This is a genomic window from Mycobacterium nebraskense (genome assembly GCF_002102255.1).
GTDB classification, from domain to species: Bacteria; Actinomycetota; Actinomycetes; order Mycobacteriales; family Mycobacteriaceae; genus Mycobacterium; species Mycobacterium nebraskense.
The window spans coordinates 1-18,982 of sequence record NZ_LQPH01000157.1; the positions used below are offsets into that span (position 1 = coordinate 1).

The following is an 18,982-nucleotide window of genomic DNA, read 5'->3' on the forward strand; positions in this document are numbered from 1 at the left end:
CTGACCTACCTCGGCGGCGTCACCCTGGCCGCCATCATCACCTACCACCGCGTCCACAATTAACAGACACGGCCTAGTCCCTCGCGTAGCGTGAGCGGGTGGCCGACATTCACCGGACTCGCACGATTGCGGCTCGCATCGGTGACATCTGGGAAACACTCGCGGACTTCGGGTCGATCAGCTCGTGGGCCGACAACGTCGACCACTCGTGCATCTTGTTTTCTGGACCTGACGGAGCCGCTGTCGGCACCGCCCGGCGAGTGCAGGTCAAGCGCGACGCTCTCGTCGAGCGCGTCACCGAGTTCGACCCACCCCGCGCCCTCGGCTACGACATCGAAGGTCTGCCCGCCCGCCTGCGCAGGGTGTCCAACCGCTGGACGCTACAACCGGCCGCCGGCGCGTCCGCTCCCGCGACGTTGGTGACCCTCACCAGCACCGTCGAAATCGGGCCTCACGCAACGCAAAAGCTGGCCGAACGGGTCCTGTGCCGCTTTCTCGCGCGACAGTCCGAGACGATGCTCGCGGGGCTTGCGAATCGATTGGAGCATGCTCGTGTCTGATCGCCCCGATGTCATCGTCATCATGACGGACGAGGAACGCGCCATACCGCCATACGAGGCTCCCGACGTGCTCGCCTGGCGCGACCGGACGCTCACCGGGCGCAAGTGGTTCGACGATCACGGCGTCAGTTTCACGCGGCACTACACCGGCTCGCTGGCCTGCGTGCCAAGCCGCCCAACCATTTTCACCGGGCATTACCCCGACCTGCACGGCGTCACCCAGACCGATGGCATCGGCAAGACCGCCGACGATTCGCGCATGCGCTGGCTCCGCCGGGGCGAGGTACCCACACTGGGCAACTGGTTCCGCGCGGCCGGATACGACACCCACTACGACGGCAAGTGGCACATCTCGCACGCCGATCTCACCGACCCGGCGACCGGTCGACCACTGGCCACCAATGACAAAAACGGTGTCATCGATGACGCCGCGGTGCGGCGCTACCTGCAGGCAGATCCGTTGGGGCCGTTCGGTTTCTCCGGGTGGGTCGGTCCGGAACCGCACGGCGCGGCGCTGGCCGACGCGGGCGTCCACCGCGACCCGCTGATCGCCGACCGGGTGGTCGCGTGGCTCGCCGACCGCTACGCCCGTCGCCGCGACGGCGATCCCGCCGCCTTGCGTCCGTTCCTCCTGGTCGCCAGCTTCGTCAATCCGCACGACATCGTGCTCTTCCCGACCTGGTCGCGGCGGAGCCCGGTCAAGCCGTCGCCGCTTGATCCGCCCGCGGTGCCCGCCGCGCCCACCGCGGACGAAGACCTGTCCACGAAACCGGCGGCGCAGATCGCCTTTCGCGAGGCCTACTACTCCGGCTACGGCCCCGCGGCCGCCATCGACCGAACCTACGAGCGCAACGCGCAGCGGTACCGCGACCTGTACTACCGGCTGCATGCAGAGGTGGACGGACCGATCGACCGCGTCCGGCGTGCCGTCACCGAAGGCGGTTCGGGCAACGCGGTGTTGGTGCGCACGGCCGATCACGGCGACCTGCTGGGCGCCCACGGGGGCCTGCACCAGAAATGGTTCAACCTCTACGACGAGGCCACCCGCGTTCCCTTCGTCATCGCGCGCGTCGGCGAGCACTCGACGCGGCCACGGCAAATCACGGCGCCAACCTCACATGTCGATCTGGTCCCGACGCTGCTGGCCGCGGCAGGCGTCGACGTCGCGGACGTGGGAGCCACGCTGGCCCAGTCATTCTCGGAAGTGCACCAGCTGCCGGGCCGCAACCTCATGCCCATCGTGGACGGTGCCCCCGCCGACGAGACCCGCCCCGTCTACCTGATGACCCGCGACAACATGCTCGAAGGGGACAGCGGCGCCTCGGGATTGGCGCGCCAACTGAAGCGCACTGTCAATCCGCCTGCGCCGCTGCGCATCCGGGTCCCGGCCCACACCGCCTCCAACTTCGAGGGGCTGGTCGTCGGCGTCGACGAGGCGACGGCGACCGGCGGCGCGGGCCATCTATGGAAGCTGGTGCGTACCTTCGATGACCCGAGTACGTGGACCGAACCGGGGGTGAGGCACTTGGCGGCCAATGGGCTTGGGGGAGAGGCGTACCGGACCTCACCGCTCGACGATCAGTGGGAGCTCTACGACCTCACCGCCGATCCGATCGAAGCGATCAACCGTTGGGCCGACCCGGAACTGCACGCCCTGCGTCAGCACCTGCGGACGCAGCTCAAACACGCGCGGGCCGACTCGGTGCCCGAGCGAAATCGACCATGGCCCTACGCATCTCGCCGACCGCCAGCGGCACGGCGGTCGAGGCTGAAGCGCCTCGTTGCGGCCGCATTCGGTCGCTGAATCACGTGCGCCGCACGAGCCCCATCTTGCGGGCATTACATGATCCGCGAATGTGATATCTCATGTGATAGCAAATTTGAAAGTGGCCTTTTGGTAGGGAGCGTGATGCCAGCCCTGGGCTCAGGTTCGCATCCGGTCGATGAGGTTCGACAACACCACGATGCTTTCGCTGCGCTCGATGTCCGCGCTCGACCGGATGCGTTCGAGGGCGGCCTCCAGGTGACGCATGTCGCGAGCCAGCACGTGCAGGATCGCGTCCGACGTGCCGGTCACCGTCGCGGCGCTGACCACCTCCGGCATGTCCACCCAGGCCGCCCGCAACCGGTCTGGCGCGATCGTGCCATGGCAGAACACCTGCACGTAGGCCTCGGTATTCCAGCCGAGCGCATTGCGGTCGACGACCGTGGTGAAGCCTTTGATGACGCCACTGTCGAGCATCCGGTCGACGCGGCGCTTGACTGCCGGCGCAGACAGATTCACCTTCTCGCCGATTTCGGCGAACGTGGCCCTCGCATGCTCGGTCAGTTCGGTGAGGATGCGGGCGTCGATCTCATCGAGGCGCTCCATCACCCTCCTTTTTCGATCGGACGCAATAAATCGATGCTGAAGGCATCCTAGCGCAATAAACAACGAATAGACACGCAATAAGTAGCGTTTGATTGTCCTACGAGCTGCAAATACCGTTGATTTATGACGGACCAATACCTCGCGGTGCCCGGGCCCGCCTCGCTCCCTGCCGGGCGCCCCCGCACGCCCCGTGCCCGCCGGTACGCGTTGACGCCGCCGGCGTTCTTCGCGGTCGAGTACGCGATCAACCCGTGGATGGACATCGCCACGGCCGTCGACGTCGGTCTCGCGCAGACGCAATGGGAGACCCTGCGCGCGGCCTACCTACGGCTGGGTCACCAGGTGGAGGTGATCGAGCCCGTGCCCGGGCTGCCGGACATGGTGTACGCCGCCAACGGCGGATTCATCGCGCGCGACGTCGCGATCGTCGCAAAATTTCGATTCGCCGAACGAGCCGGCGAATCGCGGGCCTACACCGAATGGATGTCGTCGCTCGGGTACCGGCCGGTGTCCACCCGTCATATCAACGAGGGGCAGGGCGACTTGCTGATGGTCGGGGAAACGGTGTTGGCGGGCTACGGCTTTCGCACCGACCGGCGTGCGCACGCGGAAATCTCCGCGGCGCTGCGGGTGCCGGTCGTCTCGCTCGAGTTGGTGGATCCGCGCTTCTACCACCTCGACACCGCGCTGGCCGTGCTCGATGACCACACGATCGCGTTCCACCCGCCGGCGTTCAGTCCCGCCGCTCAGGACCAACTGCAGGCGCTGTTTCCCGATGCGATCGTAGTGGGGAGCGCGGACGCGTTCGTGCTCGGCCTCAATGTCGTGTCCGACGGCCTGCACGTTGTCCTTCCCTCCGCCGCAACGGGTTTCGCTGCGCAACTGCGTGCCGCCGGCTTCGAGCCAGTCGGTGTCGATCTCTCCGAACTGCTCAAGGGCGGCGGTTCGGTCAAGTGCTGCACATTGGAGGTGTTTCCATGACGATCCTCGACGCCCGCCCGTCGGACCGGACCGTGGCCGCGATCGAGCTGGTCGAACGCTATGCGGCGCACAACTATTCGCCGCTTCCCGTGGTGGCGGCCAGCGCCGAGGGCGCCTGGATCACCGATGCGGAGGGCCGGCGCTACCTGGATTGTCTGTCCGCCTACTCGGCGGTCAACTTCGGCCATCGCCATCCCGAGATCACCGCGACGGCCCACGCCCAGCTTGACACCGTCACGTTGGTGAGCCGCGCGTTCCATTCCGACACGCTCGGTCCGTTCTGCGCCGCCCTTGCCCAGCTGTGCGGCAAAGACCTGGTGCTGCCGATGAACTCGGGCGCGGAAGCCGTGGAGAGCGGCCTGAAAGTCGCCCGCAAGTGGGGTACCGAGGTCAAGGGCGTTCCCAACGGTCGAGCGAACATCATCGTGGCGGACAACAACTTTCACGGCCGCACGATCAGCATCGTCAGCTTCTCCTCAGATTCGACGGCGCGGGACGGATTCGGACCGTTCACGCCGGGATTCCGCTCGGTGCCCTTCGGCGATGCCGCCGCGCTGGCCCGCGCGATCGACGACGACACCGTCGCGGTGCTGCTCGAGCCGATCCAGGGCGAGGCGGGCATCGTCGTTCCGCCCGACGACTACCTGCCGAGCGTCCGCGCGCTGTGCAGCGAACGCAACGTGCTGATGATCGCCGACGAGATCCAGTCCGGCCTGGCGCGCACGGGCCACACCTTCGCCTGCGACCGCTGGGGCGTGGTGCCGGATGTCTACCTGCTCGGCAAGGCGCTGGGCGGCGGCGTGGTTCCCCTGTCGGCGGTTGTCGCCGACAGAGAGGTCCTGGGCGTGCTGCATCCCGGCGAACACGGCTCCACCTTCGGCGGTAACCCCTTGGCGGCCGCGATCGGCACCACCGTGGTTTCCATGCTGCGCCGCGGAGACTTTCAGGCCCGCTCGGCGGAACTGGGCGCGCGGCTACACGCGCGCCTGCGTGGACTGGTGGGCCACGGCGTGCTGGCGGTGCGCGGCCTGGGACTGTGGGCTGGCGTGGACATCGACCCGGCGCTCGGGACGGGCAAGCGGATGAGCCTTCGGCTGGCCGATCGCGGCGTGCTGGTCAAGGACACCCACGGGTCGACGCTGCGGTTTGCGCCACCCCTGGTGATCAGCGAGCAGGAGATCGACTGGGCGGTTGAGCAGTTCGCTATGGCGTTGCGGGAGGCTGGCCCATAATCAGCTGATCGAGCAAGGAGGGGCAATTGCCAGCCACGTCGATCGGTCTGAAAGAGCAGATGCTGCGGCGCCGCCCGGTTGCCGGCACGGTCGTCGCGAACGGGGCCGCGGACCACCTCGAGCGGAGCATCGGCACTTTCCAGCTGACCATGTTCGGGGTTGGCTCGACGGTCGGGACGGGCATCTTCTTCGTCATGTCTCAGGCCGTGCCGGAAGCCGGCCCCGGAGTAATCGTGTCGTTTCTCATCGCCGGGCTCGCGGCTGGGCTCGCGGCCATCTGCTACGCCGAATTGGCTTCCGCCGTGCCGGTTTCCGGATCGTCCTACTCCTACGCGTACACCACCCTGGGCGAGGTCGTCGCGATGGGGGTGGCGGCCTGCCTGCTGCTGGAATACGGGGTGTCGACCGCCGCGGTCGCGGTCAACTGGAGTGGCTACCTCAACAAGCTGCTCAGCAATGTCTTCGGTTTCCAGTTGCCCCACGCCTTGTCGGCCGCGCCGTGGGATGCGCGGCCCGGCTGGGTGAACCTGCCGGCGATCGTCTTGATCGGGATGTGCGCGCTGCTGCTCATCCGCGGCGCCAGCGAATCGGCGAGGGTGAACACGATCATGGTTCTCGTCAAGCTGGGTGTGCTGGTCATCTTCGTGATCGTCGCGTTCACCGCCTTCGACGCGAACCATCTCCACGACTTCGCGCCGTTCGGCGTCGCGGGCATCGGTTCGGCCGCCGGCACCATCTTCTTCTCGTACATCGGCCTTGATGCCGTGTCGACGGCGGGCGACGAAGTCCAAGACCCGCAGAAGACCATGCCGCGCGCGCTGATTGCCGCGTTGGTGACCGTGACCAGCGTGTACGTGTTCGTCGCGCTCGCCGCGCTGGGAACCCAGCCGTGGCAGGACTTCGCCGGGCAGCAGGAGGCCGGGCTGGCCACCATCCTCGACAACGTCACGCGCGGCAGCTGGGCCAGCACGATTCTGGCAGCGGGAGCGGTCATCTCGATCTTCTCCGTCACCCTGGTCAGCATGTACGGGCAGACGCGCATCCTCTTCGCGATGGGCCGCGACGGGCTGCTGCCGTCGCGGTTCGCGCGGGTGAACACGCGCACCATGACGCCGGTGGGCAACACGGTGATCGTGGCCATCGCGGCCTCGGCGCTGGCCGCCTTCATCCCGCTGGAAAAGCTGGCGGACATGGTGTCCATCGGGACGCTCACCGCGTTCATCGTCGTATCCGCCGGAGTGATCATCTTGCGAGTGCGCGAGCCCGACCTGCCACGGGGCTTCAAGGTCCCCGGTTATCCCGTAACCCCCGTTCTCTCGGTGCTGGCGTGCGGATATATCCTCGCCAGCTTGCATTGGTACACCTGGATTGCATTCAGCGGCTGGGTCGCGCTCGCGTTAGTCTTCTACTTCGTGTGGGGCCGCCATCACAGCGCGCTCAACAGCGAAACGGTTAAGCGGGGCGCGCTGTGACCGTCGTCGTCGGTTACCGGGCCGGCAAGGTCGGGCTCTCGGGACTGCACCTGGGCGTGCGCATCGCGCGGACCCGCGGCACCTCGCTCACCGTGGCGACCATCGTGCCCAAACCGTGGCTGACACCGTCGCTCGCCCGCGTCGACGCCGAGTACGAGGTGTGGGCCGACACCCTGGCCGCGGAGTCGGCTAAGGAGGCCGGCCGCTTCCTGGACACGGTTGCCGACGGGATCGAGGTCGCTTACCTGCACCGCGCGCACGGATCGGTGTCGGGGGGACTGCTCGAAGTCATCCACGAGGTGGACGCCGACGTGCTGGTGCTGGGCTCGTTGCCCAGCGGCGGGCGCGGCCAAGTGCTGATCGGCTCCACCGCCGAGTGGCTGCTGCACGCGTCGCCCGTGCCGGTGGCCATCAGCCCTCGTGAATACCGTGCGCACCAAGGCAAGTTGACCCGGCTCACCTGTGCCTACTCGGCCACCCCCGACGCGATCGACGTGGTGAAACGCTGCTTCGAGTTCGGTCAGCGATTCGGTGTGCCGATGCGGGTGATCACCTTCGCGGTCCGCGGCAAGACGATGTATCCGCCGGAAGTCGGACTCGAGGTCGAGGATCAGGTTCTTCAGGCGTGGGCATCCCAAGTGCGAGACGTCCTCGAGGAACTGAAGACGGACGGGATAGTGAGCGAAGACGTTGCGCTGCAGGTGGTTACGGGCCGCAGTTGGCAAGAGGCGCTGGCAAAGGCGGATTGGCAGGACGGCGAGATCCTGGCTTTGGGCACCCGGCCGCGGGGCGACATCCGGCGGGTCTTCCTCGGTTCCCGCAGCGCCAAGATCATCCGGGAGAGCCCGGTGCCGGTGCTGGTGCTGCCCGGCTAACGCTGCGCCGCGGCGTTGGCGGCCGCCTGCGCCCGTGTCAGGGCCGCCGCGACATCGCCACGTCCCAAGAACATTTCATCGAAGTATGGCCGCAGGGCGTCGTTGCCGGCCGCAAAGCCGGCGCCGCCGGGCGCCGCGATGCGGGGTCCGTTGAGCACGGCGAAGAACGGTGTTACGTCGACGCCCCTGGCGGACCAGTAATTGAAGTAAACCGGCTGAGCCGACAGGACCGCCGGGATGGCCGCACCCTCGCGACCCAGAAACTCGTTGCCCTCCGTGCTGCCCATCCAGGCCAGGACCTGGCGCACCGCGTCGGGATGCTTCGTCGCGGTATTGCCAGCCGCCGCAATGCCATTGGTGACGCTCACCCGGCCGACCGGGCCCACCGGCATCATCGCCACGCCCCAGCGGAAGCGGGCATCGCGGGCCACCGGCGCCAGGTTGTAGGTGCCGGACTGGAAGAGCGCCATCCTGCCGGCCAGGAACTGGTTGCGGGAGAAGTCGCCGTTGTCGTTGGTGTCCGAGGCGGGCGGCGCGACGTGGTCGTCGTTGATCAGGCCGACCAGATAGCGGAAGGCTTGCACCGCCCCGGGATTGTCGAACGCGAACTTGTCGCCCCGCTGGAAAACACCGCCGGCCGAGCCGATGTAGTTGAGGTAGATTCCCTGCGGGTCGTTGGCGGCGTTGTAGCCCCACTGCCGGACCCGTCCAGCGTCGAAACCCGCCGCGGTTCCGGGACGTCCGTCGGCATCCACGGTGAGGCGGGCGAGCATGGGGCGCAGCGTGTCACCGCCGTCGGCGCTCCACCGTAAACCGTTCAGCTGGGCAGGGTCGACGCCGGCCGCGGCGAGCAGGTCCGCGTTGTAATACAGCGCGATCCCCGCGTCGGTCAGCTGCGGCACCCCCCACAGCGCGCCCCCGCGGGTGAACTGGTCGACGACCGCCGAGTCCCACGCCGAGGCGGCGCCCGGTTTGAGGGCCGCGCCGATGTTCATCAGCCGGCCGCTGTCGGCGTAGGCGGCCAGGTAGGCGTTGGAGAGCCAGAAGATGTCGTCGGCGCTACCACCGGCGATATCGGTACGCAGCGTGTCGAAGTACGTCGAATACGCAACCACGCTGGTGTGCACCGCAATATCGGGATGCGCGCGGTTGAATGCCTCGAACGACTGTCGATAGGCCGCGGCGATCTGTTCGGCCCAGACCCGCACCGTCACCACGACCTTGCCGCCGGGGGGCTGTCCGGAGTAGTCGAGCAGCACCGCGGTCGCACCCAACAGCACCGCGACCAGCGCGAGCGCCCCTGCCATCAGCGTCGAAAAGCGCGGCCGGATCATGGTGTGCGTCCGGCAATTTCGGTGCGCGAACGGCTCACTTGAGCCCCGAGACGACGATCGAAGCGACGATGTGCCGCTGGAAGACCACGAAAAGCGCGATCAGCGGGACGATCGCGACGGTCGTCGCTGCCATGACCAGCGTCCACTGGGAGTTGAACCGCGACTGCAAATCGGCCGTCGCCACCGTGAGCACCCGCCACTTGTGCCCACTGGTGATCACCAACGGCCACATGAAGTTGTTCCACTGCGAGACCACCGTGATCAGCGTCAACGCCGCCAGCACCGGCCGGCTGGACGGAATCACCACGTGCACGATCACGTCCAACGTGTTGGCCCCGTCCAGGTGGGCGGCGTTGATCAAGTCGTTCGGGATGATGCGAAAGTGCTCACGCAGCAGGAAGATCGCGTACGGCGAGCCGAACATGAATGGCAGCACCAACGCCCAGAACGTGTTCCGCAGGCCGAGCTGGGCCATCATGAGATACAACGGCACCACCGTCACCGTCCCCGGCACCATCAACGTCGCGATGTACACCCAGAACAGCGCGTCGCGACCGGGAAAATCCAACCGCGCGAACGCGTATCCGGCCAACACCGAAAAAGTCAACTGGCCCACCAGGATCACCGCCGTCATCAAGGCGGTCACGGCCGCCGCGCGGCCGAATCCGGCTCCGCCGAGGTCGGCGTAATTGGCGAGGGTGAACGGCCGCGGCAACTGCAGGGGCGTACCCATGGCGAATTGGTGGGCCGAGGTGAACGAGGTCAGCAGGCCAAGTGCGAACGGCACCAACGTGATCAGCGCACCGACGATGAGTCCGCCGTAGACGACGAGGCGACTAGGTGAGGTCATAGCTGATCCGCCGCCGGAAATACAGATGCTGCACCATCGTGACGCCGATGAGGATGACGAACAGCACCACAGCCATCACCGACGCGCGCCCGATGGCCGCTGAGCCGAACGCCTCGGCGTAGATGCGGTGCGCCACCAGGTCGGTGCTACCTGCCGGTCCGCCGCCCGTCAGCGCGTAGACCATGTCGAAAACCTGTGCCGTGCTCACGATCCCGGTCACGAGTACGAAGAACGTGGTCGGCCGCAGCATGGGCAGGGTGATGCGCCAAAACCGTTGCCACGCATTGGCGCCATCGGTGCGCGCGGCGGCGTGAATGTCGTCGGGGATCGCCAGCAGGCCCGCCAGGAACGACAGCGAGACATATCCGACGTTGGTCCACACGACGACGGCCGAGACGAGCGGCAACGCAAAGCTGGGGTCCGACAGCCATTCGATGCTGTGTCCCAGCAGCGTGCTCACGGCGCCGTCGGTGGGGGCCAGAATCCAGCGCCACAGCACCGCGATCGCCAGCGGTGCGCAGATCCACGGCAGCACGTACAGGGTGCGGAACAGGCCGGTGCCGGGAAGCTGGCGGGCCAACATCGACGCGGCCAGCAGGCCCAGCACCGTCTGTGCCGGGACCACGATCGCCACGAAGAGGGCCGTGACCATCAGCGAGTTGGCGAAGTTGCGATCGGTCAGCACCGACCGCCAGTTGGCCAGGCCCGCGTAGCGCAGCGGGCCCAGCAGGTCCCATCGGTAGAGGCTCAGCCAGATCACCACGAGGATGGGCAGCAGCAAGAAGGCGACGACGCCGAACAAGCTGGGCGCCAGCAAGCCATATCCCAACGCGGTGGAGCGAGGCTGTGTCCGCAGGACGCCGCTGGCCATGGAGGTAATTAAAGCGGGCGGGGCCTGGGTTTGGGGTGAACGGCCGTTACGGTGGATCCGTGACACCGAACCGGGGGATCGATGCCGACTTCCTGAGCCTGCCGCGCCACGCGTTGGCCGAAGCCGCGCTTTCGTCGGCCACCGCGGCCGGCGCCAGCTACGCCGACCTGCGGGTTCATCGCATCATGACCGAGATCATCCAGCTTCGCGACGGCGAATTGGAGACGGCGGTCGTCAATCGCGAGGTCGGGTTGGCGGTGCGGGTGATCGTCGATGGCACGTGGGGATTCGCCTCGCACGCGGAGCTGGCGCCGTCGGTCGCGGCCGAGACCGCGCGTCGCGCCGTGCAGGTGGCCACCACCCTGGCGATGCTGAACAGCGAGCGTGTCGAGTTGGCGCCCGAGCCGGTGTACGCCGATGCCACCTGGGTTTCCGATTACCAGATCGACCCGTTCAGCATCCCGGCGGCCGACAAGATCGGCGTGTTGGAGGAGTACTCCGGTCGGCTGCTCAGTGCCGACGGCGTCGACCACGTGTCGGCCGTGCTCACCGCCGTCAAGGAGCAGACGTTCTACGCCGACACCTTCGGGTCGTCGATCACCCAGCAGCGGGTGCGGGTGCAGCCGTCGCTGGAGGCGGTGACCGTCGACGCCGAGGCGGGCAGCTTCGACTCAATGCGCACGCTGGCCCCGCCGACCGGGCGTGGCTGGGAAGTGCTGGCCGGCGACGAGGTGTGGAACTGGACCGACGAGCTGGCGCAACTGCCGTCGCTGCTCGCCGAAAAGGTCAAGGCCCCCAGCGTGACCGCGGGACGCACAGACCTGGTGATCGACCCCACCAATTTGTGGCTGACGATCCACGAATCCATTGGGCACGCAACCGAATACGACCGTGCCATCGGCTACGAGGCCGCGTACGCCGGAACGTCGTTCGCCACGCCCGACAAACTCGGCACCATGCGGTACGGCTCCCCGGTGATGAACGTGACCGCCGACCGCACCGTCCAACACGGGTTGGCCACCATCGGTTACGACGACGAGGGAGTGGCGGCGCAAAGCTGGGATCTGGTGCGCGACGGATTGTTCGTCGGCTATCAGCTCGACCGGGTCTTCGCTCCCCGGCTCGGGCAGCCGCGGTCCAACGGGTGCTCGTATGCCGACTCGCCGCATCATGTGCCGATTCAGCGGATGGCCAACGTGTCGCTGCAGCCCGCGCGCGAGGACGTCAGCACCGCCGACCTGATCGGCCGCGTCGAGGACGGCATCTACATCATCGGTGACAAGTCGTGGTCAATCGACATGCAGCGCTACAACTTTCAGTTCACCGGTCAACGGTTCTTCCGCATCCGCGACGGTCGACTGGACGGCCAGTTGCGAGATGTCGCCTACCAGGCCACCACCACCGATTTCTGGAACTCCATGGAAGCCGTCGGCGGTCCGTCGACCTGGCGGTTGGGCGGCGCATTCAACTGTGGCAAGGCCCAGCCCGGCCAGGTCGCCCCGGTCAGCCATGGCTGCCCTTCGGCGTTGTTCCGCGGCGTCAACGTGCTCAACACCCGGAGCGAGGGCGGCCGATGATCACCGCGCAGCACGTCGTCAACCTCGTTCTGCAGGAGGCCGCCAAGCTCGGCGGCGCCAGCGAGACCATGGTGCTCGTCACCGACAAGGTCGAGGCGACGTTGCGCTGGGCGGGCAATTCGATGACCACCAACGGGGTTTCGGTGAACCGCAGCATCACGGTGATCTCCGTTGTCCGCCAAGGGTCCGGCGCGCGCATCGGCACGATGGTCTCCGCCGAGGTGGACCCGCGGGTGATCCCCGGGCTGGTGGCGGCCTCCCAGGAGGCCGCCCGCTCGGCGCCCGAGGCCGGTGACGCCGCGCCACTGCTGACCGATACCGGGGTGCCCGTTGACTGGGATGCGCCGGTGCCCGGCACCGGGCCCTTGGTGTTCGCCGATGTCGCCGACTCCTTGAGCCGCGGCTTTCGCGGCACCGATCGGCTGTACGGATTTGCGCACCATAGCGTTTCGACGACGTTCCTGGCGTCGTCGACGGGAGTGCGCCGACGCTACACCCAGCCCGCCGGGGCGGTGGAGATCAACGGCAAACGCGGCGACGCAAGCGCCTGGGCGGGTATCGGCACGCCCGACTTCGTCGATGTGCCAATGGATTCGCTGCTCGAGGAGCTGTCGATGCGCCTCGGCTGGGCCGAGCGCAGCGTGGAGCTGCCCGCGGGTCGGTACGAGACGATCATGCCGCCGTCCACGGTGGCCGACATGATGCTTTATATGGCGTGGTCGATGGCCGGCCGCGGCGCGCGTGAGGGCCGTACCGCGTTCTCGGCGCCCGGCGGCGGGACGCGGGTGGGGGAGCGGCTCACCGAGTTGCCGCTGACGCTGTTCTCCGATCCGATGGCGCCGGGCCTGGCGTGCACACCGTTCGTCGCGGTGAGCAGCTCGTCGGAAACGGTGTCGGTGTTCGACAACGGCATGGAGATCGGCCAGGTGGACTGGATCCGCAACGGGGTGATCAACGCGCTGGCCTATCCGCGCGCGACGGCCGCCAAATTCAATGCCGAGGTCGCGGTCGCCGCCGACAACCTGGTGATGACCGGCGGGTCGGCCGAGCTTGCCGACATGATCGCGGCCACGGAACGCGGCCTGCTGCTGACCACGCTGTGGTACATCCGCGAGGTCGATCCGACCACACTGTTGCTCACCGGGCTGACCCGTGACGGCGTCTACCTCATCGAAGACGGCGAGGTGACCGCCGCGGTCAACAACTTCCGGTTCAACGAGAGTCCGCTGGACCTGCTGCGGCGGGCCACCGAGGCCGGGGTGAGCGAGAAGACCCTGCCCCGCGAGTGGGCGGATTGGGCCACCCGGGCGGCAATGCCGTCGCTGCGGATTCCGGACTTCTATATGTCGTCGGTGAGCCAGGCGCAATAGGCGATTGCCGCTGGGCCGACCGCGTTCTAGCGTGTGACGGATGGTGGCTCCGGTCTCGGTTCGAGAAGATCAGCTGACGCGGTTGGTGGCCCTGTCTCCGGGCTCCCCGGCGAAGGCTCGCATTGCGGCCCTGGTTCGGCGGGTGTGTGCCCAGACGCTGTCGCTGCCACCGCTGCCCAGTCCGGTCGAGGTCGGCGCGCCCGAATCGGAGGCAGAATCGGTTGTCGCCGAGTTCGCCGAACAATTCAGCGCCAACGTCTCCGCGATCACCGGCCAGCAGCGGTCCCGGCTGATTAAGCACCTGGGGGATAGCGCCTTTGGCGTGGTGGTTCTGATGTATATCGCCGACTTCGTTCCGCGGGTGCGGGCCGGGCTGGAAGCGCTCGGCGTCGGCTCGCAGTACTTGGGCTGGGTCGACGTCCCGATCGAGTGGGATACCACCACCGAGCCGTCGGGTCCGGTGTTCAACGACTTCTTGCCCGCGGTGGCCAGGATGCGCGCGCTCGACCCGGTCACCTCCGAGCTGGTCCGGCTGCGCGGAGCGGCTCAGCACAATTGCCGGTTGTGCAAGTCGCTGCGCGAGGGCACCGCGCTCGATGCCGGTGGTTCGGAGACGCTGTACGACGAGATCGATCACTTCGAGTCGTCGAGATTGCTCGATGACCGCGTTAAAGCGGCGCTGCGCTACGCCGATGCGTTAATTTGGACCCCTGCGCACCTCGCCGCCGACGATGCCGCCGAGGTGCGCTCCCGGTTCTCCGATGCCGAGGCCGTCGAGCTCACCTTTGACATCATGCGGAATGCAAGCAACAAGGTTGCCGTCGCTTTGGGCGCCGACGCCCCCCGGGTCGAGCAGGGTACCGAGCGATATCTGCTCGGAGCCGACGGAAAGACCGTCTTCAACTGACCATTGCGCGTGCGGCCGAAGTGGCCGCTGACCGCCCGGTGGGGGCCGCTTAGCCGCTGGTCAAGGCAAACGTCGGGCCAGGGGAGGGTGGGCCCCATGCCCGGCTGGCAGCGATTTGCAGCGGCTGCTGGCCCGGAACGAAGTACGAAATGTTAACCGTCCGTACACGGTCACGCAAACAAAAATTCTCCGCTCAGGCCGCTGGTACTGGCTAAATTTATGTCCCGACACCGAAACTCATATGTGAACTCATATGTGCCGGTGGTTTCAGCTGGCAGCGCCGCCTGAGTTGACGACCATCGACCGCGCGACTGTTGGCCGTGGCCCCAATCCTGTCTCGGCTAGCTGTCGCCACACCACAGCTTGGATTGCGTCGGAGAGCAACACCGTTCCCGCGCAGAGGGAGGTCCGGAGATGACAACCACCCGTTCACGCTCGCGCATGCGAGTGGCATCGGCCTGGGCTGCCGGCGTTGCGCTGGGGGCCTCGATGCTCGGCGGCGCGGTGCTGTCGGCGCCGCAAGCCTCGGCGTCCTGCAATTTGACTCCCGCCGACGATCAGTACATCAAGCTGCTCGCGCAGAACAAGATGGTGCACAACGCCGATTTCAGCGATTGTCACGAGGCCGCCGAGGGGCGGTGGTTCGCCGACCAGGTACGGAACCACCCCAATCCGTTTGGAGAGGCCCAGGAGCTGGTCAACATGATCACCAACACCACGCCGATGTCCCAAGCCCAGGCCGAGTGGGAGGTTGAGTCGGCGATCTACGTTTACGCGCCAGACATGATCCCCAAGATCAAGGATCAAGCCGCGCACGCATCCTGGCCGGCCGAGTAGCGAGTCGGCTTTTACCGGTTAGCTGTACCAGCTAACCCAGAAGTAAGACACCGGCACCGCTGGGTGTCGGCGACCGACGCGAAGCGCGTGATTGCCTGTCCGTTGATCGTCTTGAGTGCCATCTGTCGTTCGAATCATGAGCTCGCACTTAGGTTTTGGCTAACCGCTGTTCATTCATTGTTTGAATAGCGCGTCGTTTGCCGCGCTCGCCGTTGGTGGTACCCGATGTTCAGCGCGAAAAGGGAAAGTAGCAAATTCCACGATGAGGGGGTCTGGAGAAGTGACGGTTACACGATCGCGCGGGCAAGTGCTGGCGGTGGGGGCCGCCGGCGTTGTGCTGGGAGCCGCGATGTTCGGTGGTGCTGTGCTGTCGGCGCCGCGCGCGTCGGCGGGGTGCAATTTGACTCCTGCCGACGATCAGTACATCAAGCTTCTGGCGCAGAACAAGATGGTTCACAACGCCGATTTCAACGATTGCCATGAAGCCGCCGAGGGCCGGTGGTTCGCCGACCAGGTACGGGCCAACCCCAATCCTTTTGGAGAGGCCCAGGAGCTGGTGAACATGGTGACTCGCACGACGCCGATGTCCCAAGCCCAGGCCGAGTGGGAGGTTGAGTCGGCGATCTATGTATACGCGCCGGACTTGATCCCCAAGCTCAAGAATCAAGCAGCGCAGCAGCCACCTGCGGCGGCGTGACTTTACGGGCGCTGCGCGCAAGGAATGTTGAACGGCCGTAGGGGCTTTGGCTGCTTTCATTAATTGCCAAGACACTGGAACTGCTGCACGAAGATCAGGGATCAAGTCGCGCCCGAACCCCTCCCGGGGTGAGCTTCTGAGGAGGCTCGCCGCCGCCGGCGGTGCGTCCGCCGGTACTTGTCCAGGGCGTCGACGCCGAACAGGATCGGCATCGCGGCCAGGGCGACGACCCAGCCCCACAGGGGCGGATTCCACTGACCGAGCAACCGTGCAATGGGTGGCACCCACAGTTCGGCGAGGGAAAAGGCCAGCCCGATGAACGCCGCCGGCACCAGGAGCCGGTTGGTGACCCACCCCAGCGCTCCCGGCCAGCGCGAGGAGGACCGGCACGCGAAGACATTCGCCGTTTGAGCGAAGACGACCGTGATGAAAGCCGCGCCGGATGCCATTGCCAGATCGTGCCCGGTCGGGAACGGGTTTGCGGGACGCCAGCCGAGCGCCATCAGGGACAGCACGAAGGCGGTGAGCGAGAGGACTGCTTCGAGTGGCCCCAGCACGCCGAAGGCCCGGCGCAGCACGGTGCGGTTCATCAGACGACCGTGAACCGGAGGTCCCTCGAGTAGGTGCTTCGCGGGCGGCTCGGCGCCGAGTGCCACCGCGGACAGGGTGTCGGTGCCGATGTCGAGCGCGATGATCTGCAGGACACCGAGCGCGAGAGGGAACAGGCCGCCCGATAGCGCCCAGACGAGGAAAGGTGCGAGCTCGGCGACGTTGTCGGTCAGGTGGTAGGTCAGGAACCGGCGGATGTTGACGAAAGTCGCGCGCCCCTGCTCGATCCCGGCAACGATGCCGGCGAAAGAATCGTCGAGTAGCACGAGGTCGGCCGCTTCACGGGCGACGTCGGTGCCGGAGCGGCCCATCGCGACACCGATGTCGGACTCATGCAGCGCCGGCGCGTCGTTGACCCCGTCGCCGGTCATCGCCACCACGTGGCCCCGTGAGCGAAGCGCACGGGCGATGCGGAGTTTGTCTTCGGGAGAGACCCGAGCAATTACCACCCCGTCGTGGTCGAGCACAGCGGCGAGGTGCTGCTCGTCCTCCGGTAAATCCGCGCCCAACAGCACCGGTGAGGTAGCGGACCGTAGCCGCACCTCGTTGGCAATGGCCCTGGCGGTGGCCGGATGATCACCGGTCACCATCGCCACCTTCACCCCCGCCTTGCGGCAGGCGTCGAGCGATCTGGAGATGTCTTCGCGTGGCGGATCCTCGAGCGCCACCAGGCCGAGCAGGCGCAACCCGCGCTCGCACTCGTGCTGGTCCCGGGGCGTACGGCCGTTCCTCGGGCTCGCGGCGATCGCGAGCACTCGCAGCCCCCGGGCGGTGAGGGCGTCCACGGCCTGGTGCGCCGCCGGGTCGTCACCGCAGAGCGGAAGCACCGCGTCTGGCGCCCCCTTCACCACGATCTCATCGGCCAGCACCACGGCCATGCGGCGCAGCCGGGGATCGAAGGGGAACCGCAGCTCGGCGGAACCGGTACGGCGGTCCTCGACGGTGTCGATGCCAACGCGCCGGGCGAGGGCGTCGAGGGCAGCCTCCATGGGGTCGCCGTGGGCCCGCCACTGCCCGTCGACTTCTTCGGCGTATCCGGTGGAGCAGCGTTCCCCGGCCAGGGCGAGCCGGCGAACGGACTCCTCTGCGATCGGTGAGGACCACGTGAGCTGCGCTGTGGGTCCGTAGCCGGCGCCGTCGATGGTCAACGAGCCGGCGGGCGTCCAGGCTTCGACCACCGTCATCTGGTTGCGAGTGAGGGTTCCCGTCTTGTCGGTGCAGATGAACGTCGTGGAGCCGAGCGTCTCGACGGCCTCGAGGTTGCGGACCAGGATCTGCCGCTTCGCCATCTGCTCCGAGCCCCAGGCGAGGGACAGCGTCACGGTGGGCAGCAGCGCCTCCGGGACCAGGGCGACCGTGACCCCGATCGCGAACACGAAGGCCTGCTGGATCGGGTTGCCCACGAGCACAGAGACGAGCAGGAACAGCACACCCACACCGATCGCTATCGCTGCGATGAGGCGGACGACACCGCGCAAACCGCGGGTCAGTGGGGTGTCCGGTTTCCTGGTCGAGGTTGTCAGCCGGGTGATGCCGGCCAGGCGGGTCTGCTGGCCGATCGCGGTGACCAGGGCACGCGAATCTCCTTCCACGACGAAAGTGCCCGCGAACAGCGGTTCGCCTGCTGCAACTGCGCCGGCCTCGCTCTCGCCGGTGAGCATGGAGGAGTCGACGAGCAACCGGTTCTGGCTGAGCACCACGGCGTCGGCGGGAACGCGGTCGCCGCTTTCGAGTAGCAGCACGTCGTCGACGACCACGTCCTCGGCCTCGATTACCCGCCGACTGCCGTCACGCAAGACCGTGACGCGCGTCGGCAGCATCTCTTGGAGCCGGTCGGCGGCGCGGTCTGCCCGCGCTTGTTGGATCAAGGAGAAAACCCCGTTCAGCACGATTACCGCGATGATGGCGACGCTGAGTTGTGGCAGCTTCGCCAGGAAGGCGAGCACCGCGGCCCCCCAGAGCAGCAGGGCGAAAAAGTGCGTCAGCTCCCCGAGCAGCCGGCGGGCGATCGACGGCCGCCTCGCCGCCGGGAGCTTGTTGGCACCGCCCTGCGCGCGCCGCTCGGTTGCCTCGGCCGTCGTCAGGCCGCGCGTCATGACATCGGGCATGGCTATCCTCTCCGCTGAGCCGCGACGCGTGATCTCTCGGCGGCGATGGCAAGCGCTCTGATAAAGGCCCCTCACGATCCGTTGCCGGCAACCGACGAAATGCTATAACCGGTGCGGCCAAATGGCCGAACATCGAGACGTCGGCACTATGACGCGTAAATCTCTTTCTGAGATGCGATGTTCGGCTGGCTTGACTACACGAGCTTGCGGACGCTGGACACCGAGTACCGGTCGACCTACTACATGGCTCGGTTGGTCGTGTCCCTGCCGCGGTGTAAAAGAATCCGGACGTAGGTTCCCTCGAAGACCGGCAAGTCTGATGGAAGGAGCA

General features: G+C 67.0%; 16 protein-coding genes. 11 read left to right on the forward strand and 5 right to left on the reverse strand.

Annotation, left to right across the window (positions count from 1 at the left end; genetic code table 11):
* Window positions 1-98 precede the first annotated feature (98 nt).
* Window positions 99-560: an SRPBCC family protein gene (locus tag AWC17_RS23610; RefSeq protein WP_046182069.1), complete on the forward strand. Its 462-nt coding sequence runs from the start codon at window positions 99-101 to the stop codon at window positions 558-560.
* Window positions 553-2,364 carry a sulfatase-like hydrolase/transferase gene (locus AWC17_RS23615; protein ID WP_141224741.1) on the forward strand — a complete coding sequence of 604 codons (1,812 nt, stop codon included), beginning with the start codon at window positions 553-555 and terminating at the stop codon, window positions 2,362-2,364. The genes AWC17_RS23610 and AWC17_RS23615 overlap by 8 nt, the downstream gene beginning before the upstream one ends.
* 120 nt (window positions 2,365-2,484) lie before the next feature.
* Here AWC17_RS23615 and AWC17_RS23620 read toward each other — a convergent pair whose 3' ends face one another.
* Window positions 2,485-2,931, reverse strand: coding sequence for an Rv2324 family transcriptional regulator (locus AWC17_RS23620; protein ID WP_046182067.1), 447 nt, complete (start codon window positions 2,929-2,931; stop codon window positions 2,485-2,487).
* 123 nt (window positions 2,932-3,054) lie between these two features.
* Between AWC17_RS23620 and ddaH the strand changes: the two genes are divergently transcribed.
* The 4 genes from ddaH to AWC17_RS23640 are packed head-to-tail and all read left to right on the forward strand — an operon-like array spanning window position 3,055 to window position 7,491.
* Window positions 3,055-3,912 (forward strand): dimethylargininase, encoded by an 858-nt coding sequence (gene ddaH / locus AWC17_RS23625; protein WP_046182066.1) that lies wholly within the window; start codon window positions 3,055-3,057, stop codon window positions 3,910-3,912.
* A complete protein-coding gene (gene rocD / locus AWC17_RS23630; protein WP_046182065.1) occupies window positions 3,909-5,144 on the forward strand; it encodes an ornithine--oxo-acid transaminase in 1,236 nt (411 codons plus the stop codon). Before ddaH ends, rocD begins: the two co-directional genes overlap by 4 nt.
* Before the next feature lie 26 nt (window positions 5,145-5,170).
* Window positions 5,171-6,616 carry an amino acid permease gene (locus AWC17_RS23635; RefSeq protein ID WP_046182064.1) on the forward strand — a complete coding sequence of 482 codons (1,446 nt, stop codon included), beginning with the start codon at window positions 5,171-5,173 and terminating at the stop codon, window positions 6,614-6,616.
* Window positions 6,613-7,491, forward strand: a complete 879-nt coding sequence (locus AWC17_RS23640) for a universal stress protein (protein ID WP_046182063.1) — start codon at window positions 6,613-6,615, stop codon at window positions 7,489-7,491. Before AWC17_RS23635 ends, AWC17_RS23640 begins: the two co-directional genes overlap by 4 nt.
* Here AWC17_RS23640 and AWC17_RS23645 read toward each other — a convergent pair.
* Genes AWC17_RS23645 through AWC17_RS23655 form a run of 3 tightly spaced genes read right to left on the reverse strand, consistent with a single transcriptional unit; the run spans window position 7,488 to window position 10,531 of the window.
* Window positions 7,488-8,825: an ABC transporter substrate-binding protein gene (locus AWC17_RS23645; protein ID WP_046182062.1), complete on the reverse strand. Its 1,338-nt coding sequence runs from the start codon at window positions 8,823-8,825 to the stop codon at window positions 7,488-7,490. The two genes, AWC17_RS23640 and AWC17_RS23645, sit on opposite strands and share 4 nt — an antisense overlap.
* Before the next feature lie 34 nt (window positions 8,826-8,859).
* Complete coding sequence (locus AWC17_RS23650) at window positions 8,860-9,675, reverse strand: carbohydrate ABC transporter permease (RefSeq protein ID WP_046182061.1); 816 nt, start codon at window positions 9,673-9,675, stop codon at window positions 8,860-8,862.
* A complete protein-coding gene (locus AWC17_RS23655) occupies window positions 9,662-10,531 on the reverse strand; it encodes a carbohydrate ABC transporter permease (protein WP_141224742.1) in 870 nt (289 codons plus the stop codon). Before AWC17_RS23655 ends, AWC17_RS23650 begins: the two co-directional genes overlap by 14 nt.
* Before the next feature lie 74 nt (window positions 10,532-10,605).
* Between AWC17_RS23655 and AWC17_RS23660 the strand changes: the two genes are divergently transcribed.
* From AWC17_RS23660 to AWC17_RS23680, 5 genes are all read left to right on the forward strand, one after another.
* The gene (locus AWC17_RS23660) at window positions 10,606-12,123 is read left to right on the forward strand and encodes a TldD/PmbA family protein (protein ID WP_046182078.1); all 1,518 of its coding nucleotides are present in this window, start codon (window positions 10,606-10,608) and stop codon (window positions 12,121-12,123) included.
* Entirely contained in the window at window positions 12,120-13,493 is a 1,374-nt protein-coding gene (locus AWC17_RS23665) for a TldD/PmbA family protein (RefSeq protein ID WP_046182059.1), read from the forward strand. Before AWC17_RS23660 ends, AWC17_RS23665 begins: the two co-directional genes overlap by 4 nt.
* Before the next feature lie 40 nt (window positions 13,494-13,533).
* Window positions 13,534-14,400 carry a carboxymuconolactone decarboxylase family protein gene (locus tag AWC17_RS23670; RefSeq protein ID WP_046182058.1) on the forward strand — a complete coding sequence of 289 codons (867 nt, stop codon included), beginning with the start codon at window positions 13,534-13,536 and terminating at the stop codon, window positions 14,398-14,400.
* A 414-nt stretch (window positions 14,401-14,814) separates the two neighbouring features.
* Window positions 14,815-15,237 carry a DUF732 domain-containing protein gene (locus tag AWC17_RS23675; RefSeq protein WP_046182057.1) on the forward strand — a complete coding sequence of 141 codons (423 nt, stop codon included), beginning with the start codon at window positions 14,815-14,817 and terminating at the stop codon, window positions 15,235-15,237.
* 316 nt (window positions 15,238-15,553) lie between these two features.
* Window positions 15,554-15,934 carry a hypothetical protein gene (locus AWC17_RS23680; RefSeq protein ID WP_046182077.1) on the forward strand — a complete coding sequence of 127 codons (381 nt, stop codon included), beginning with the start codon at window positions 15,554-15,556 and terminating at the stop codon, window positions 15,932-15,934.
* Between the two features lie 101 nt (window positions 15,935-16,035).
* On the opposite strand, the gene AWC17_RS23685 is transcribed toward AWC17_RS23680, so the two are convergent.
* A complete protein-coding gene (locus tag AWC17_RS23685) occupies window positions 16,036-18,651 on the reverse strand; it encodes a cation-translocating P-type ATPase (protein ID WP_046182056.1) in 2,616 nt (871 codons plus the stop codon).
* Between the last annotated feature and the right edge of the window lie 331 nt (window positions 18,652-18,982).

What these genes read in the sequence shown, in the direction of transcription:
- AWC17_RS23645 (WP_046182062.1), bottom strand. Translation starts at nt 8,825, where the DNA reads ATGATCCGGCCGCGCTTTTCGACGCTGATGGCAGGGGCGCTCGCGCTG.
- rocD (WP_046182065.1), top strand. Translation starts at nt 3,909, where the DNA reads ATGACGATCCTCGACGCCCGCCCGTCGGACCGGACCGTGGCCGCGATC.
- AWC17_RS23665 (WP_046182059.1), top strand. Translation starts at nt 12,120, where the DNA reads ATGATCACCGCGCAGCACGTCGTCAACCTCGTTCTGCAGGAGGCCGCC.
- AWC17_RS23650 (WP_046182061.1), bottom strand. Translation starts at nt 9,675, where the DNA reads ATGACCTCACCTAGTCGCCTCGTCGTCTACGGCGGACTCATCGTCGGT.
- AWC17_RS23685 (WP_046182056.1), bottom strand. Translation starts at nt 18,651, where the DNA reads ATGCCCGATGTCATGACGCGCGGCCTGACGACGGCCGAGGCAACCGAG.
- AWC17_RS23620 (WP_046182067.1), bottom strand. Translation starts at nt 2,931, where the DNA reads ATGGAGCGCCTCGATGAGATCGACGCCCGCATCCTCACCGAACTGACC.
- ddaH (WP_046182066.1), top strand. Translation starts at nt 3,055, where the DNA reads ATGACGGACCAATACCTCGCGGTGCCCGGGCCCGCCTCGCTCCCTGCC.
- AWC17_RS23675 (WP_046182057.1), top strand. Translation starts at nt 14,815, where the DNA reads ATGACAACCACCCGTTCACGCTCGCGCATGCGAGTGGCATCGGCCTGG.
- AWC17_RS23670 (WP_046182058.1), top strand. Translation starts at nt 13,534, where the DNA reads ATGGTGGCTCCGGTCTCGGTTCGAGAAGATCAGCTGACGCGGTTGGTG.